Origin of the sequence: Xanthomonas graminis pv. graminis (genome assembly GCF_030168915.1) — a bacterium.
Lineage (GTDB): Bacteria > Pseudomonadota > Gammaproteobacteria > Xanthomonadales > Xanthomonadaceae > Xanthomonas_A > Xanthomonas_A translucens.
Genome location: NZ_CP076255.1, coordinates 3,336,774 through 3,353,868, shown reverse-complemented (window position 1 = coordinate 3,353,868; position 17,095 = coordinate 3,336,774). Strand labels below are relative to the sequence as shown.

Sequence of the window (17,095 nt, the reverse complement as noted above, 5' to 3'; positions counted from 1 at the left end):
GCCATCGCCTCGGGTCCTGAACCGGGCGATGGATCCGGCGGCCAGGTCGGTCATGGGGGGCGGCGATATCTTGAGGATATTTGATGTATATTTACCTCATTCAACGACCCGGGAGGCTCCCATGTCCGTCCGCCTGAATCTGAACCTTTCCGACGATCTCAACAACGCCATCGACCAGGCTGCCCAGGAATCCCAGCAGAGCAAGAGCGAGATCCTGCGCAAGGCGTTGCAGCTCTACCTGGCCGCCCGTGACGGCACCAAACAGGGGCGCAAGATCGGCCTGGTGAATCCGGACACCCGCCAGCTCGAAACCGAGATCATCGGTTTATGAGCAACATTGACCTGAACAACCCGCCGAGCGGGCACAGTTTCAAGGTCAATGTTGAAAAGAACGAAACCGAGGCCGAACGAGCGGTCCGCCTCACCAAGGACCTGCTGTTGTTCCTGTTCGCCTCGCTGTTCATCGGCGTGATCGGCTGGCTCTGCCTGACGGCGCTGCTCGATACGACGGGCAAGGTGTCGGCCGATGACAGGAAATGGGCGATGTCGTTCCTGACCGCAATAGGCGGTGCACTGGTCGGCTATCTGGTGCGCAAATAGCGTCACGCGCTCTTGGGTCGCAGGTCACTGGCCTCAAGGCATAGGCTTATAACCAGCCGTTAGCAGGCGCCCCCCTCGATCGCCGCTATCGTCTCGGTTCCTGTTGCCGAGACCCGCTCATGTCCGCCCCGAACTGGAAGCTGGAAACCATCGCCGTGCACGGCGGTTACCGCACGGATCCGACTACGCGCGCGGTGGCGGTGCCGATCTACCAGACAGTGGCCTATGCCTTCGACGACACCCAGCACGGCGCTGACCTGTTCGACCTGAAGGTGCAGGGCAACATCTACAGCCGCATCATGAATCCCACCACCGATGTGCTGGAACAGCGCATCGCCGCGCTGGAAGGCGGCATCGGTGCGCTGGCGGTGGCGTCCGGGCAGGCCGCGGTGACCTATGCGATCCAGACCATCGCCGAGGCCGGCGACAACATCGTGTCCTCCAGCGCGCTGTACGGCGGCACCTATAACCTGTTCGCGCATACGCTGCCGCTGTCGGGCATCGAAACCCGTTTCGCCGACTACCGCGATCCCGACGCGTTCGCCGGGTTGATCGACGCGCGCACCAAGGCGATCTTCGTCGAGTCGATCGGCAATCCGCGCGGCAACGTCACCGACCTGGAAGCGGTGGCCAAGGTGGCGCATGCGCACGGCGTGCCGCTGATCGTCGACAACACCGTGCCCACGCCGTACCTGCTGCGGCCGATCGAGTTCGGCGCCGACATCGTGGTGCATTCGCTGACCAAATACCTGGGCGGGCACGGCACCAGCCTGGGCGGGGCGATCGTGGACGCGGGCAAGTTCCCGTGGGCGGCGCATGCGCAGCGGTTCCGCCGACTCAACGAACCGGACGTCAGCTACCACGGCGTGGTCTACACCGAGGCGCTGGGCGAGGCCGCCTACATCGGCCGCGCGCGGGTGGTGCCGTTGCGCAACACCGGTGCGGCACTGTCGCCGTTCAACGCGTTCCAGATCCTGCAGGGCATCGAGACGTTGCCGCTGCGCATGGACCGGATCAACCAGAACACGCTGGCGGTGGCCCGGCATCTGCACGCCGAGGCCAAGGTGGAATGGGTCAACTACGCCGGATTGCCCGAGCATTCGGACCATGCGCTGGCGCAGAAGTACCTGCGCGGGCAGGGCTCGGGCGTGCTCACCTTCGGCCTGCGCGGCGGCCGCGCCGCTGGTGCGCGCTTCCTCGACGCGCTGCAGCTGTTCACCCGGCTGGTGAACATCGGCGATGCCAAGTCGCTGGCCACCCATCCGGCCTCGACCACGCACCGCCAGCTGTCGGCGCAGGAACTGGAGCGCAGCGGAGTCAGCGAGGACACGGTGCGGCTGTCGGTCGGCATCGAGCACATCGACGATCTGCTCGCCGACCTGCGCCAGGCGCTGGCGCAGGCCTGAGCCCGCCACTTCTGGACGCACTCCCCCAGGCCGTGGCGCAGGGCGATGCCGCCGTCCCGAGCAGCGTGCTCGGCAACGGCTGACAGGCGCTGGGCGCTGCCCGCACAGGGCAGCGCCGTGTCAGCCCGGCGTCGCGTGCGGCCGGCCGATCACTGCTTTTTCAGGCAGCCGCTCATGAAGGTCTTGCGCGTATCGCCCTGCAGCTTCTGGGTGGCGGCCTGCGCATTGCAGTCCTTCATTCGCTGCTGCGACGCATTGGCCGGCACCGGCGCGCTGCTGCCGCTGAGGCAGGCCTTCTGCGCGGCCTTGTACGTGTCGCCCTTCTTGCCCTTGTTCTGGGCCGAGCACTTGGCCATCAACGATTGCTGCGCGGTCTGTGGCGTGGCCGCGGCGTCGGCCAGCAGCGGGGCGGCGCTCAGGCTCAGCAGCAGGCAGACGGCGAGAGAGAGGGAACGGGTCATGGCGGTAGTCCAGGCGGGTGGTGCGCGCATCCTGCGCCTGCGGATCTGACCGAACCGTGACGCACTCTGCTCATCGCGTTGCGCGATGCGCCGCTGCATGACCTGTACTTGCACGATCCCGAAGCCGCATTGCGTACCGATCTCTGCGTGCCGGTGCTGCGCGACGGCCGCTAGCCCGCAGCGTCCACGCACAGCATCTGCGGCGGCGGGTGCATCAGGAACTGCTGGTGCGAGATGTTCCAGGCATAGGCGCCGGCGAGCGGGAACGCCAGGCAGTCGCCCGGTGCCAGGGCCGCGACCGGTTGCGCGCGCGCCAGCACGTCCTTGGGCGTGCACAGCTGGCCGACCAGGGTCACCCGCGTATCGCGTAGCACCGGTGGCTGGGTGCCGCGCAGCACCAGGAACGGATGATCGTGGCCTTGCGCGGCCGGAGTGCGGAAATGATGCGTGCCGCCGCGACCGATGGCGAAATACTCACCATGGCTGCACTTGATGTCGAGCACCTCCATCAGGTACCAGCCGCAGCTGGCGCTGACGTAGCGGCCCGGCTCCAGGCGCAGGCGCAGGTCGTTGCCATGCGCGCGCAGCAGCGCCGGCAGGCCGGCGCAGAACCCGGTCCAGTCGAACGACGCCGCCGCATCGGCGTAGTTCACGCCGAAGCCGCCGCCGGCGTTTACCGTCAGCGGACCCAGCGCGTAGGTCTGGCGCCAGCCCTGCACGGTCTGCAGATAGCTGGCGACCAGGCGCAGCTGCGCCTGCGCGTCGCACTGATGCGACATCAGGTGGAAGTGGAAGCCGGCCAGCTGCAGCGCCGGTGCGTCGCCCAGCAGGCGCATGGCCGGCTCCAGGTCCAGTACGTCCAGCCCGAACGGCGACGGCCGCCCACCCATCATCAGGCGCGTGTCGCACAGGCCGGGCACGGCGATGTTCATGCGCAGGAACAGCGGCACGCGGCGCCCGGCTTGCGCGGCGATGCGCGCCAGCCGCTGCAGTTCGCCCAGGCTCTCCACGTGCAGCGTGCACTCGGGCAATGACACGGCCAGCTGCAGTTCGGCGTCGAGCTTGCCGGGGCCGCCGAACAATAGGGGCCGGCCCGGTTGATGTTGGTGCAGCCACTGCAGTTCGCCGCCGGACGCCGCCTCGAAACCGTCCACCGATGGCGCCAGCGTGCGCAGCAACGGCGGCTCGGCATTGGCCTTGGCCGCGTAATACAGCTCGCAATCGGCTGGCAGCTGGGTGCGCATCGCGGTGGCGTGGCGGCGCAATGCGGCCAGGTCGTAGACGTAGGCGCACAGCGGCCCGTCGCCGCGCTCGCGCAACTGCGCCAGCGCGCTCGCCAGCGGTGCCGGATCGATACGCAGGCTCATGCCGCGGCCTGCCGCTGCGCCGGCAGCGCGATCGGGTTGGGCAGCAGGGTGTAGTCGGCATGCCGGTCAGCGCGTTGCAGCAGGCGCAGGCGCAGGTTGTTCTTGGCCGGCAGCGGCGCGCCGTCGAGCAGCGCCTGCAGCGCCGGTTGCCGACCGTGGCGCTGCTGCCAGGCCTGGGCGATGGTGCCGACGATCCGCCACAGCTGGCGCTCGCGGCGGTCGTGGCCATCGGCCAGATGGAAGATCGCCTCGGCCAGGTTGTTGACCAGCGCGCAGTAGGCGATCCGGTTCCAGCCCTGTTCGGCGCTGTAGTACAGCGACTGCCGCGCGGTCTCCGACATGCCGTGCAGGCGCGCGGCCGGCCAGCGCGCCGGCAGCAGCTTGGTGCCTTCCAGGTCGCGGATCCAGACCCGCGCCGGCAGGCCGTCCACACTGCCGATCACGGTGTTCTGCAGATGCGGTTCGAGCGCGATGCCGTAGTCGAACCACGCGCTCCAGACCCCGTCCAGCAACAGTCGTGCATAGGCATGGAACCAGGCCGCGGTGGCCGCATCCAGGCTGCCGTAGCGCCGTGCCAACGCCTGCAGCGGTGCGGCGCAGGCGGCATCGCCGCGCGCATTGCGGGTGAACAGCGCGCCGGCCACCTGCGGTTGGAAACGCATGCGTTGCGCTGCCGGGATCGCCTGCCGGTAGAGCATGCCGAAGCTTTCGCCGAGCGCGCGGCAGGCCTGCGCATCGCCATCCAGCGCGGAGAAATCCAGGTCGGTGGCGGCTGGCTCCAGCAACACCTGGAAGCCTGGCACGCGCTTGGCCAGTGCGCGCCAGGCCGGCGCCAGCAGGCGGGTCAGCGCGACCGCGCTTTCCAGTTCGTACCATGCGTTCTTGCGCACGCAGTTGGTCAGGCGCACGTGCACCGACAGCTTGAGGAAGTAATCCAGCTCGGCGTGGTACAGCGTGCGCACCGACGAGGTCGGGCGCAGCGCCAGGCCGCGTTCGCCCAGCGGCTCGATCCAGCCGCGCGCCTGCGCCTGGCGCAGCAGCGGGTGCGCCAGCACGCGTTCGGCTTCCCATGGATGGCACGGATACAGGTCCGCTGCACCGCCGGCCTGCGCCAGCGTGGCGCGCACGTCCTGGCCCTGGGCGCGGTACAGGCGCGGGTCGATGCGGAACCAGAACAGCGGGAACTGGCTGCGCGCTTCCGGCGCACAGGCCAGCACCTGCGCCAGCGGCACGCCTTCGCGGCTCTTCGGCGTCGGATGCAGCGCGTGTCCCCATAGCATGGCTTGCTCCGCCTCGATCAATGCATCACCGCATGCGCCCGCATCGTCAACTTCGGCCTGCTTGGCAAGACGCAGTAGCTGCGCGGTGATCGCGACGCTGTTCTGGCTTTGCGCAAGCAGTTCGGCGTTGAAACCACATTCAGGCGCCAGCCGTTCCAGCAGGAAATGGGCGATGGCATTGGCATCGGCGCAACGCCAGGGATGGCCAGGGCTTTTCAGATAGGGCGCGGAGTGATACTCGCAGCGGCCCAGCATGCTGGTGCGGACGACGCGCGCGCAGATCAGGTAGCCAGCTTCGGCGAACCGGATGCGTAGTAGCTGTTGCCGCTCGCCGTGGAGCAGCGCGGCGGGAGCATCCAGGCCGCGGTAATTGAAGTCAGCCTGCTCGCGTGGGAGCGCGAATTCACGCAGGTAGCAGTTCAGCCAGCAGGAAATCGCCTGCGCTTGTGCCTGTGCCTCATGCCACTGATCACGTATGCCGTGCTGGAACATATCCTGGCCTTTTGTGAATGAGAAAAACAAAGGCTGCGACGATCAGTGCGCCAATACCAGCCAGCGTTGACGCAACAAATGGCATGGCTGGTCCATAGCGCTGCATCAGGACACCGGCGATAACGCCGCCAAGCGTTCCTGACCATTTGCCGCAGGCGTCGAATACGCCAAACAGGCGACCGGTTGCCCCTTGTCTGGCGCACTCGCTGATGGCCCGATTCAAGCCAATGATCGTCAGGGTCATGCCGACACCGTACAAAACCCGCACCGGCAGCAGCGGGCCTGCATGCTTGAGCCATGCCTGGCAAAGGCTTGCGCCTGTCAGTACACCCAGTCCGCCCAGTAGTGCCCAGTGCGACAGCACCAGTTTTCCCGGTTTCAGCCAGGGCATCAGGACCAGGTAGACCAGGTGCGGCAGGCTATAAATCAGTCCGGCCATGCTGTCATCGGCAATCCCCAGGGTCCGGCAATAGACCAGAAAGTAGGGGAACGTGATGACCACGGAAAAGTAGTAGAGAAATTGGATGCCCAGCAGTCCCCACAGCCGGGCGCCATGGCGTTGATCCGGCTTGGCCGCGGACCGAGCATCGGCCGCACCGTGCGTGCCGGTGACTGAATCGGGCGGAAGCTGGATGGCCAGCAGCAAGCCTAGTAGGGGGAGCGCGGCCAAATAGGTATACAGGCCTTGTGCAAGTCCACGATCGGTGGCGAGGCCCAGCAGTGCCGGCGCCGTGACCATCGCAAGACGCGCAGAAAACTGGGTCCAGTCCAGCGAGCGAGAGAGTGCAGGCCCCTGCACCTGCGTAGACAGGTAGGCATTGGCGGCCGCCAGCGAGCCGCCGCAGCCACCCTGGATCATCAGCGCGAGGATGAACACCGGCAGGTTCGGGGCCAGGCCGGCCAGCGCAAAGCCGAATGCCAGTCCCAGCAGGGCGCGAACCAGCGACAGTTTGCGGCCGTACCGATCAGCCAGGCGCCCCCACGTGGCGGCAGTGAGCGCCGTGCAGATGGTGGGTAGCACATACAGCACACCGACCAGCCACTCGGGGGAATGCGGCGCCAGTTGCGCCAGAACCCTGGGCATGAAGAGCGGCATGCCCAGGGCGGTGAACGCCGCCAGATAATGAGCGGCCAGGACGCTGCGCAGGACGCGCATCAGCGAACGCCGCCTTGACGTCGTCGTCCGGCGCTTTGCGTCCGACGCGCGCCCACCATGAAATTTGGCGCGCTGTTGCCGTAGAACTTCTGGATGTCGGTCGCGCCGGTGGCGTCCTTGCTGAGCAGGCTGCCGGCACTGAGCAGATACTTCACCGGCAATCTTGGCGCGTCAAACAGGTGCCAGGCCGGGCCGGTGTCAATGCCTTCATCCTGCAAATTTTGCAGGATCGCGACCACGCCCTGGCGTAATGCGCCGAGCATCGGCGCGTGCAGGGCCGGATTCGCTTCGGCGACGCACTCCAGCACCGCGAGCAGGTTGAGTTGCAGGGTGATGGTGCAGAACATCTGCCCCAGCGCGGTGTCGTCCGGCACAAGGATGCGTTGATTGTGCAGCGGTCCGAAGGCCTGTGCCTCAGGCAACTGGCTGTGCAGGCGCTGCCTGTACACGCGCCCGGCATCGTTATCCTTCATCAGCAGGCGCGGCGCCGCGTCATCACGGTAAATAATGACGGTGTTCTGTTGATTGGCTTCCAGCGCGACGCCATATGCCAGCCACAGGCGCAAATGCACGTCGCATAGAAGGTCAAGATACTGCCGCCACCAAGCGAGCACGTCCCCGGCATAAAAACGGTCGGCCAGATGCAGCGAAAACGCACGCCCATCCGGCATCGGCGCGCATAGTGCGGCGACGGGTATCAGCGTGCTTCGCTCGGTCATGGAGGGATAGACGCGCAGCAAATACGACAAATGAAGGCTGTCGGCGACGTGCCCGAAGTGCGCTTCATCCACGTGAACATAACGGTCGTGTAAAACGGGGTCACTGGCACGGATCGCGTTCAGGACGCGTTGAAACCAGAAGCCGTCGTAAAGCGAGGAGGGGCGCATAAGGCGCAGGCTCAATGCGCCAAGCGTAAACATCAGCAGCGGCAGCTTCAGGTGCTGGGTCGGATGGTCGACGGGTATCACCGTGCGCACCGAAAGGCTAGGGCGTACGCGCAGGTAGGTGGACTGCGCGCGCAACGTACCATCGGGCAAGGCGAACTCGTCCAGGCGCGGCCACGTCATCGGATGCACCGGGAATGCGGCATGGCTGCTTTCCAGCACGGCGTCGAAACCCAGGTCGCGCAGGCGCGGCCAGAAGTCCGGCACGGGTGTGGATACCGTGGCCTGGTCACGCGGCACGGCCAGCCAGCGCAACTCGAAAGCTGGATTGTACTCGGGCGCGTAAGCGCGCAGAGCGGCTTCATCGAATCCGGTCTTTGCGCGCGCCGTCGGATAGAACGGATGGTCGCGATAGCTGGCCAGTTGATCGGCCAGCAGCAGGCGTTCGCTCCACTGCGGGTGATCAAGCACTTGCGCCAGACGCTCGGCATTTAACGCGAACGCCGAGCGGGCCAATGCACGGTGCTTTACCGCCAGGGCGGCTTCCTTGACATACTGTTCGTGCAGGATCCGGGTTTTTTCATCCCGTCCCTCGGCAAGCAGTGCCAGCCACGCCTGCGCGCCAAATTCGAGTTGCACACCCTGTGCCGTTCGACGCAGCCAGCCATCGCTGAGCGCCGCCACAGGCTGCATATGGTCGCTGCGCCGAACGGGTAACCAGATCGGCCCGCCGGGCCAGTGCAGTACCTGCCACCACAGCTCCGCTTGCTGGCCAACCAGCGCTGGCCAGATGGTATCCAGCGGCAATGGCGGTGCCGACGCATACCCCTGGCTGGCGATGGAATGCAGGTCTTCACGCAGGCAGCAGTCGATAATGCGCTGGGTAATATAGGCGCTGTCTGCATCGCCATCTACCTGGAAGATGCTGAAGTTGCCGACGTCCGATCCGATCGCGCAGGTTTGCTTCGCGCTCGATTTCCTCGTGTCCGATTCAGTCATGCGTATAGCTCCGTCGGCTGGCGAGTGCTCGACTGGATCTGCCAATGCAAGTGCGATTCCATGGCCGTGAACGTCTCCAGCAGGCTTTTCTGATCGTCGGCCACGACGCTCAGGACGCCGAGGTAGTCCTTGTTGGAATGACTCAATCGAATGTCATCGCCGGATTGCCGCAAGCTGCGGTAGACCGCATAGGCGTGTGGCGTTTTCTCGATCAGTGATTCACTGGCCTGAAGCAACGGCCCTTCGCGATCGGCGACGTAAAAACGCAACATCGCCTGTCGCGGCGTCGCCAGTTCGCGCTCTATTGCGGTCCGGTCCAACGGTTCTCCCAGATGCAGGCGCAAAATCCAGTCGAACCAGTGACCGCCAAGCAGGCGATCAAGCATGAACTCGCAGCCGTCGCCAATGCTCCGGTAATTGATCTCGATCAGCACGGGGCCATGTTCGGTCAGTGCAAATTCGCTATGGCACACGCCGAAATTGACGCCAAGCGCGAGCACTTGCGCCAGCGCCTGCTGGTAGTGGCGTTGACAGATCGGGCCGTTCCAGACCGACTCCAGTTCGACGAAATGCGGCGGGTCCGACAGGCGCGTATCGAAGCCGCCGACAACGCATGCCTGGTGCCCGTCACCCAGCGTTTCTAGGCTGAACAGCGGGCCGTCAAGAAATCCCTCCAGCAGCACAACACCATTGGGAAATCGACTCCAGAATGATTGCGTATAGGCATGCAGTTCATCCAGCGAAGCACACATCTGGACGTCCAGTCCCGAGACGCCTTCCCGTGGTTTGGCCACTAGCGGAAAGACGGCGTCTGCCGGCATCGGTTGGCCTGCCGCCAGCGTATGAAACCAGGGCGTTGGCAATCCCAGTTCGCGCAATCGTTCGCGCATGGCCGCCTTGTTCTTGGCCGCATAGCATACGCGCCAGTCTTTACCAGGCAAGTCGAAACACTGCGCCACCAGTGCGGCGGAGGTCTGTAGGTGATCGCTGTTGGACAACACCGCCAGTGGCCGGATTCCTGCGCCGTACAACGCGTCGATCACGCTGAGGGGGCTGAAGACGTCGCACTCGATAATTTTCTGCGGCGCGCAGGCCGGCTCACGCGCGAAATATTCGAGGTGATCGATACGGTGGTCGGTGAGCAAAACGACCGGCAAATTCAGCCGATGCGCAGCGGGTAGAAAGCCTTCGACAACGGCCGCGTGGCGGATGTGGGCAAGAATGACGAGTGGTTTCGCCGACATGGGCACTCCTCAGAAAGTCAGTTCGAGGCCGAGCGTGGCGGTGCGCTCGGGCGCGGGCTCGCGACCCCACGGGCTGGTATCGATCCCGCGATACCAGTAGTGGCGATTGAACAGGTTGTTCACCGCCAGCGAGCCTTTCAGGACGCTGCTGCCACGCTTCGTCAGCGTGCGGGTGATCTGCGTGTTCGCGACCCAGTAGGCGGGCAATGCGCCGACCGTGGCGATGGCGTTTTCGCGCTGGGTATTGGCGGCATCGCTGAAGGCGCCGCTGAAGTAGTAGCCGTTGAGTGCGAGCACGGTGTCGCTGAGTGCGTAGGTGGCGCCGAGAGTCACCTGGTTGCGTGAGGTATACGGCACCCGGAATCCCATGTACTTCCCTGATTTCTGCGCCGCGTCCAGATAGGAATAGCCGGCGTCGAACTTCAGATCACGCAGGAATGCCGGGCTCCATTCCAGCTGCACTTCGACACCCTGGTTGCGGGTTTTGCCGAGGTTCGAGTAGCTGGCAGTGGTGCTGTTGTATTGAATCTGGTTGTCGAAATCGATGCGATAGAGATCGACGCTGATGCTGGTGCTTGCGGTGGGCGTGTAGCGCGTGCCGACTTCGTAATTCCAGGAAAGCTCCGACTCCAGATTATTGCCGTAGACGATCATCGTGATCTGCGGCGGACGCAGCGAACGCTGCGCGTCGGCATAGAAATACCATTGGCTGTCGGCTTGATAGCCGACGGTAATTCCGGGAAGAAGATCGCGGATATCGTTGGAGTAGCGCTTGCCCGAGATGCGATCCGTGAAGTCCGAATCAAGATGCTCGTAACGCACGCCTGGAGTGACCATCAGTCGGTCGTCGTAAAAGCCGATGCTATTGCTCGCGAAGGCAGCGAACGCGCGGTTATGGAATTGCCAATCGCGAAACCGCGTGTAAACGCCGTTGTCCAGCTCTGTGGCCTGCGCGAGATACCCGATGTGTTCGCGTTCGATGCGCGTGCCGATGGTCCATAGCTGGGTGACCCCGCCTGAGTTCGCGTGCAGGGCGAGTTGTGGCTGGGTGCCGTAGACGTCGAAGCTGCGCGGCCCGTCGTTGTACAACTGTGGCGGCAGATCGGGGCGGAATGATTCGGCGGATGCCAGGCGCGACCCGAACATGAAGTTGCGCTCGGAGGTCCAGTCGAAGTTCGTCCACGAAAAGTGCGAGTCGTCAAAAGGCCCCCAGGCACCCAGGTTCTGCTCGTAAACCAGCGATGCGCGCGTTGTGCGACCGGTGAAATCGTCCAGCGGTCGCGTGGACTGGCGCGGGTTGCGCTCGTAGTCGGCGGCCGACAGGGCCCCGGCCAGGTTCATGTCGGCAAGGTAACGCTCCACGCTGGCTTTGAGTATTTTGTCGTCCGCCAGCCACCATTCGGCACGCCAGCGAAAGTTCTTCACGTCGGTGTCGCTGTGATCCCGCCAGTACTGTCCCTTGAGCCAGTCGGCATCCAGCTGCATACCAAAATTCGCCGTAAGGTAGCCGCCGGTAGTGAGGTAGGTATCGCGCAGGAATTTGCCATTGCCGCCGGCGGTGATTCTTTCGCCCAGCGTGGTGGTCCAGTTTTCCGGAATGGGTTTGCTGATCAGATTTATGACGCCGCCGACATTGTTGGGGCCGTATTGCACCGCCGCGCCACCGCGCACGATGTCGATGCGATCAATCTGGTTAAGTGTCACCGGGAACAGTGAGAGGCTGGTCTGACCATAGGGTGCCAATGACAGTGGAATGCCGTCCATCAAGACCTGCACGCGCCCGCTGCGGCTTTCGTATAGCCCGCGCACCATGATCTGGGGCAGCACGCCGGTTCCGGTTTCATCGAGGATTTTCACTCCCGGCACGTGCTGGAGCGCGTCGTCAATCGAGCGGTTGGCGCCATTGGCGAGCTGGTCATGGCTGATCACCTGCCGGCTGCCGGCGTAATGTTGCACGTCCTGTGCGGTAGAACGGCCGAGCAGGCTGTGTTGCACTTGCACGGTATCGAGCTGGTGAATCCGCGCCGCGGCGCTGTGTGCTTCCTGCGTCTCTTGTGCCATGGTCGCGAACGGTGCGAGCAGCGCGGCCGCGACCGAAATGGTCAGCAGTGATTGTGGAAACGAAGCGATCAAGGGAATGACTCCAGGGAACGAAAAATCAAGGTGGATGCAGGTCGGTGGCGTGCTGGCCCAGCGTGGCCTGCAACAGTGCGCGGTCCTCGCTGGCGAATAGCCGTTGCAGGTTCGGCTGTGCCAGCCAGCATTGGCGCCGTGCCGGGTCGCGCGGATTGGGGCAGAACGGCATGCTGGCGGTGACGCAGACCGCGGTGATCGCCAACACCTGCGTCCACACCTGCGGATGAATCCGCTGCGGGCCGATGTTCAGGTTCAGCGCGCCTTCCATCACCAGCGACACGCCGGGTGGTTCCAGGATCCGCGGCCGCGCACGCGCCCCGGCCGCGCTTTGCATCACCGGCACCACGCGTAACGCCGTGCCGCGTGCATTCAACCCAGTCGGCCAGCGCCACGCCGCGCGCGCCGGCGTCGAGCACCCGGCCGATCAGCTTGGCGCCGACCTCGGGCACGCGCACCCAGGCTTCGCAGCCGCTGAGTTCGCAGGCGCGGAGCGCGTGTTCCAGTTCCGCCGGCGAGCGCAGCACGTGCTCCAGGTCGAGCACCGCGACGTCGTAGCCGAGGTGGCCGAACATCTCGCACAGCAGCGGGCTGGGCACCGAATTGAGCAACCCGATCTTGCAAGCCATAGGGGTGGGCGAGCGGGGCTGGGGGAGGGGCTGCAATCCTGTCTTAAACGATAATGATTATCAAGTATTTTTGAAGCGACGCTGTTGCATTCGTGTAGGCGCGTATTGTGATGGGCGGCACACTGGCAGGCTCCGCGCTGCCGTGAGGTGCCTTGCGCGCGGTTGCCGCCCGACTTCAGCCCGGTGCGGTACGCATGGCGCGGTACGGCGGCGTCGCCATCACCATCTCGGCCAACGAATAGGCCAGCTCGCGTTCGGCCATCACCGTGCCGTCGGCGCCGTGTTCGAGCAGGTGCTTGACCTCGGCATCGCTGTGCGCGCGGGCCAGCAGGGTCAGCCCGGGATTCAGCGCGCGCAGCTTGGCCAGGGCCTCGCCGGCCTCCAGCGGCTGCGGGATCGCCAGGATCGCGATCTTGGCCTTTTCCGGATGCGCCTCGGCCAGTACCCGGTCGGCGGCGGCGCTGCCGCGGATGCCGGGGATGCCGTCGGCATGCGCGCGTTCCACGTGCTCGCGGTTGTCGTCGATCACCAGCACCGGCACGCCGCGTTCGCGCAGCACCGCGGCCAGGGTGCTGCCGACCCGGCCGTAGCCGATCACGATGGCGTGGTCGACCAGGTCCAGCGACGGCCCCGGCGGCAGTTCCGTCTCCAGCGTCACCGGCGCTTCCACCGCCTGCCGGGCCTGCCAGCGGTCCAGCCAGGTGAACAGCAGCGGGTTGGCGACGATCGACAGCAGCGCGCCGGCCAGGATAAGGTCGCGCCCGGTCTCGGGCAGGATCGCCAGGCTCACCCCGAGTCCGGCCAGGATGAAGGAGAACTCGCCGATCTGCGCCAGGCTGGTGGAGATGGTCAGGGCGATGCCGCTGGGATGGCCGAACGCACGCACGATCACGAACGCGGCCAGCGATTTGCCCACGGTGATGGTCAGGAACGTGGCCAGCACCTGCCACGGATGCTCGAGCAGGATGTGCGGGTCGAACAGCATGCCGACCGAGACGAAGAACAGCACCGCGAACGCATCGCGCAGCGGCAGCGAATCGCTGGCCGCCTTGTGGCTGAGTTCCGATTCCTTGAGCAGCATGCCGGCGAAGAACGCGCCCAGCGCGAACGAGACCCCGAACAGGGTTGCCGAGCCGAACGCCACGCCCAGCGCGATCGCCAGCACCGATAGCGTGAACAGCTCGCGCGAGCCGGTCGCGGCGACCTTCTCCAGCACCCACGGGATCGCGCGGCGGCCGACCACCAGCATCACCACAACGAACGCGGCCATCTTCAGCAGGGTGATGCCCAGCGCGCCGAGGATCGCGCCGGTACCCGCGCCCTTGCCGCCGAGCGCGTCGGCCAACGCCGGCAGCAGCACCAGGGCCAGCACCATCACCAGATCCTCGACGATCAGCCAGCCCACCGCGATGCGCCCGCGCAGGGTTTCCAGCAGGCGCCGCTCCTCCATCGCGCGCAGCAGCACCACGGTACTGGCCACCGACAGCGCCAGGCCGAACACCAGCCCGTGCAGGGTCGGCCAGCCCATGCTCCAGGCCAGCCCCCAGCCAAGCAGGGTGGCCACCGCGATCTGCGCCAGCGCGCCGGGGATCGCGATCCACTTCACTTCCATCAGGTCTTCGAGCGAGAAATGCAGGCCGACCCCGAACATCAGCAGCATCACCCCCAGTTCCGACAACTGGTTGGCCAACCCCTGGTCGGCGACGAAGCCGGGAGTGAACGGACCGACGCAGATGCCGGCCACGAGATAGCCGACCAACGGCGACAGCTTGAGCCGGTGGGCGAGGGTGCCGAGCACGAAGGCGAGGGCGAGTCCGACCGCGATGATGTCGATGAGACTGGTGTCGTGATGCATGCAGATTCGCGGAACAAGATTGCAAGGAGTGTCGCTGATGCGGATTTTATCGGCAAATCCGCCGCATCGGCCGATGTATGGGATGGCGCTTTCGCAGGTTTCGCGTTGGCGCCCGATGCGGATGTTGCGGTCCGCACGGCGAGCCGCTGCCGGACCCATGGCAGCGCACGGCGAGCGTGCGTTGCGGCAGACAGGCGTCGCGTTCCCATTGCCCCGCCCCGGCCTGCTACGCCCGGCGACGGCCGTGCCGTCCTATTGCGGTAAAGCCGCGCCGCTCCGACAAAAGGCCGACACTGCGCCGCCATGCCCCATGGGACAAGCGCCTGATGCCCTGCCGGCCCAATAGCGGCGCCACTCTCACGGGTGCGTGACACGCACGGCCGGCAAAATCTGCCGACCCCAGCTGCCAGGCTGAATGAGAAGCGTGTCCCAGCATCTCTGCGATCCCCGCAAACCCGCGCTGCGCAAGGCGTTGCCGCCGTATTGCGTTGGGCAAACTGTCTACTGTGCGGGTTCGCGCCGTGCTGTATGTTTGCGCCAATCAACCGTCCTGCCAAGGATCAAGGTGGTATGGCTACACTAAAAAAAATCGCTGGCGGCATCCTTCTGAGTGTGGCTTATTGCGCGCTCTACATGTTCGTCTGGCGTTGGTCGGTTGACCAATGGTTCCTGCCGGCCGGCTTGCGCGCAGCGGCATTGCTGTTCCTGCCTTATCGGCTCTGGCCCTATGTGTTCCTGGGTGATGCCGCCGCGTTGCTGACGATGCGTGCGCCGATGGCCAGCCACGATGGGGTCAGCGAGGTATGGGCGTACCTGAGCCCGTTCCTGGTGGCGCCGGTGTTCGCGTTGCTGCCATGGGCGTTCCGCAGTCGTTTTGTCGCTTCGTCGGCGGTGCAGCGCTGGTTACCGTTGCTGACGGTGGGCCTGGCGTTGTGGGGCCTGCTGGTCAACAAGGCGGTCAACGCCATGCTGGATGGGCCTGCTGCCTTCGTCACCCTGGAAACCAGCGTCAGGTACTGGATAGGCAACTATCTGGGTATTTTGATGTTCATCTTGCCGGCATTGCTCTGGTTGTGCCGCAAGACAGATAGATTCATGCCGAGCAAGCTGTTGCGCGACTCCGCGATCGCGGTCTTGGCGGTGTCGGGTATCTTCGTGCTGGCCATGGAGACGTCGGGTCTGATGCACCAGTTCGTTCTGCTGATGTTGTTGGTGCCAGGCGCTTGGCTCACCCTGTCCTACGGCTGGCGCGGCTCGGCGGTCGGCGTGGTGCTGGCCAATCTGGCTGTTGCAATGTCGCTGCCACGGGTGAACTACCCAGGCGCCTACGACCAGCAGGGATTCGACGTACAGATGCTGATCGCCGTTGCGGCGACGATCCTGTTCGTGCTCGGCTCGAAGATTTCCAGCGCCTTCCGCCAGGTGCGGCACTTCGGCTACGCCGAGCAGCAGGCGCTGCAGGTGGCGCAGGCCAGCTACATGTCGGCCGAGCGCACGCTGCGCAACCGGGTGATCGAGTACACCGATATCCATACCCACCTCAACAAGCTGCGCCGCGATATCGCCTCCTCGCTGAAAGAGCGCGGCCACTACGCTGCGGCCATGGAAATGAACCGCACCGGCGTGATCCAGGCGCAGCTGATGGACGATTACGTCGCCGCGCTGTATCCGCTGGATATCGAAACCCATGGACTCTACGGCGCCTTGCGTTCCGTCGCCTTCGCTAACGCCTGCGACACCGAAGTGGAGACGCGGCTGCGCGGCGAGTCGCGGCAGTTGTCGATGGGCCTGCAACTGGCGGCGTATCGCTGCGTGCTCAATGCGATGGAGGTGCTGCCGCGCGGCGGCCGGCATCTGATCACGGCGCGCGTGTGGAAAGCGCGTGGCCGGCGTGGCCTGGCGGTGACGATCGCCGCCGATCCCGAATTGCTGCTCGGCAAGGACGCGAGCAGGGGCGTGGAAGAGATCGAGTGGGAATTGGCGAGCCGGCTCAAAGCTCATGACGGCACCTGTCGGCGCCGCCATGAGTTGAAGATCAGCTTCCTCGTCTCCGAACCGTCGCAGCGGCGCGCCGTTACTTCTTGATGGTGACGGTCCAGGCGTCGCCGCTGGGGCTGCTGGATTTCTGCACGGTGAAGTAACGCGCCTCGTAGACCACGCTGCCGCGGCTGTGGTCCAATGCATCGACGATGCTGACCCGATCGACGTCCTTGCCCATCGGTGTCACCCAGGCGGTGTTTTCGATGCGTCCGATCGCGGCACGTACCTGCCCATGCGGATCGTTCATCTGCAGATAGGTCACCCCGTTGCGCTCGAACTGGTAGATGTACACCGTCGGGTTGGTCGACAGGTTGGTTGCCACCGGTACGCTTTCACCAAAGCCTTGCCTGGCGATCGGGCTGCCGCCGCCGCCACTGGGGCAGCAGGTCTGCGCATGAGCGCCGGTGGCAAACAGCGAGCACAGCAAGGCCCCCGACGCCAGTGCCGCGATTTTCGAAATATTCCATTCCATAGCGTTTCCTTCCCCCTGCTAAGGGTCTAATAGCCTGCCGTTCAGGCGATTCCACATTACGCGAGTCGCAGCGGTCA

At 65.1% G+C, this 17,095-nt stretch carries 13 protein-coding genes and 1 pseudogene; 4 read left to right on the top strand and 10 right to left on the bottom strand.

Annotation, left to right across the window (positions count from 1 at the left end; translation table 11 throughout):
- The first annotated feature begins 121 nt into the window (after positions 1–121).
- From KHF85_RS14545 to KHF85_RS14535, 3 genes are all read left to right on the top strand, one after another.
- Entirely contained in the window at positions 122–331 is a 210-nt protein-coding gene (locus KHF85_RS14545; RefSeq protein WP_053840426.1) for a ribbon-helix-helix protein, CopG family, read from the top strand.
- The gene (locus KHF85_RS14540; protein ID WP_284567210.1) at positions 328–600 is read left to right on the top strand and encodes a hypothetical protein; all 273 of its coding nucleotides are present in this window, start codon (positions 328–330) and stop codon (positions 598–600) included. The genes KHF85_RS14545 and KHF85_RS14540 overlap by 4 nt, the downstream gene beginning before the upstream one ends.
- A 119-nt stretch (positions 601–719) precedes the next feature.
- Positions 720–2,006: an O-acetylhomoserine aminocarboxypropyltransferase/cysteine synthase family protein gene (locus KHF85_RS14535; RefSeq protein WP_284567209.1), complete on the top strand. Its 1,287-nt coding sequence runs from the start codon at positions 720–722 to the stop codon at positions 2,004–2,006.
- Between the two features lie 149 nt (positions 2,007–2,155).
- Here KHF85_RS14535 and KHF85_RS14530 read toward each other — a convergent pair whose 3' ends face one another.
- The 9 genes and pseudogenes from KHF85_RS14530 to ybaL form a co-directional block, all read right to left on the bottom strand.
- Entirely contained in the window at positions 2,156–2,467 is a 312-nt protein-coding gene (locus tag KHF85_RS14530; protein WP_284567208.1) for a PsiF family protein, read from the bottom strand.
- 170 nt (positions 2,468–2,637) lie between these two features.
- Complete coding sequence (locus KHF85_RS14525) at positions 2,638–3,834, bottom strand: type III PLP-dependent enzyme (RefSeq protein ID WP_284567207.1); 1,197 nt, start codon at positions 3,832–3,834, stop codon at positions 2,638–2,640.
- Entirely contained in the window at positions 3,831–5,606 is a 1,776-nt protein-coding gene (locus tag KHF85_RS14520) for an IucA/IucC family protein (protein ID WP_284567206.1), read from the bottom strand. Before KHF85_RS14520 ends, KHF85_RS14525 begins: the two co-directional genes overlap by 4 nt.
- Entirely contained in the window at positions 5,584–6,765 is a 1,182-nt protein-coding gene (locus KHF85_RS14515; protein WP_409976711.1) for an MFS transporter, read from the bottom strand. The genes KHF85_RS14520 and KHF85_RS14515 overlap by 23 nt, the downstream gene beginning before the upstream one ends.
- The gene (locus KHF85_RS14510) at positions 6,762–8,645 is read right to left on the bottom strand and encodes an IucA/IucC family protein (RefSeq protein WP_284567204.1); all 1,884 of its coding nucleotides are present in this window, start codon (positions 8,643–8,645) and stop codon (positions 6,762–6,764) included. The genes KHF85_RS14515 and KHF85_RS14510 overlap by 4 nt, the downstream gene beginning before the upstream one ends.
- Positions 8,642–9,889, bottom strand: a complete 1,248-nt coding sequence (locus KHF85_RS14505; RefSeq protein ID WP_284567203.1) for an ATP-grasp domain-containing protein — start codon at positions 9,887–9,889, stop codon at positions 8,642–8,644. Before KHF85_RS14505 ends, KHF85_RS14510 begins: the two co-directional genes overlap by 4 nt.
- A 9-nt stretch (positions 9,890–9,898) precedes the next feature.
- A complete protein-coding gene (locus tag KHF85_RS14500) occupies positions 9,899–12,019 on the bottom strand; it encodes a TonB-dependent receptor family protein (protein WP_284569563.1) in 2,121 nt (706 codons plus the stop codon).
- Positions 12,020–12,047: 28 nt separating this feature from the next.
- A pseudogene (locus KHF85_RS14495) lies at positions 12,048–12,651 on the bottom strand (aldolase/citrate lyase family protein).
- A 175-nt stretch (positions 12,652–12,826) separates the two neighbouring features.
- Positions 12,827–14,506, bottom strand: coding sequence for a YbaL family putative K(+) efflux transporter (gene ybaL / locus KHF85_RS14490; RefSeq protein ID WP_284567202.1), 1,680 nt, complete (start codon positions 14,504–14,506; stop codon positions 12,827–12,829).
- A gap of 570 nt (positions 14,507–15,076) precedes the next feature.
- Between ybaL and KHF85_RS14485 the strand changes: the two genes are divergently transcribed.
- Positions 15,077–16,591: an MASE1 domain-containing protein gene (locus tag KHF85_RS14485; RefSeq protein ID WP_284569562.1), complete on the top strand. Its 1,515-nt coding sequence runs from the start codon at positions 15,077–15,079 to the stop codon at positions 16,589–16,591.
- Here KHF85_RS14485 and KHF85_RS14480 read toward each other — a convergent pair.
- Positions 16,581–16,868, bottom strand: a complete 288-nt coding sequence (locus tag KHF85_RS14480; RefSeq protein ID WP_284567201.1) for a hypothetical protein — start codon at positions 16,866–16,868, stop codon at positions 16,581–16,583. The genes KHF85_RS14485 and KHF85_RS14480 overlap by 11 nt on opposite strands.
- Positions 16,869–17,095: the final 227 nt, after the last annotated feature.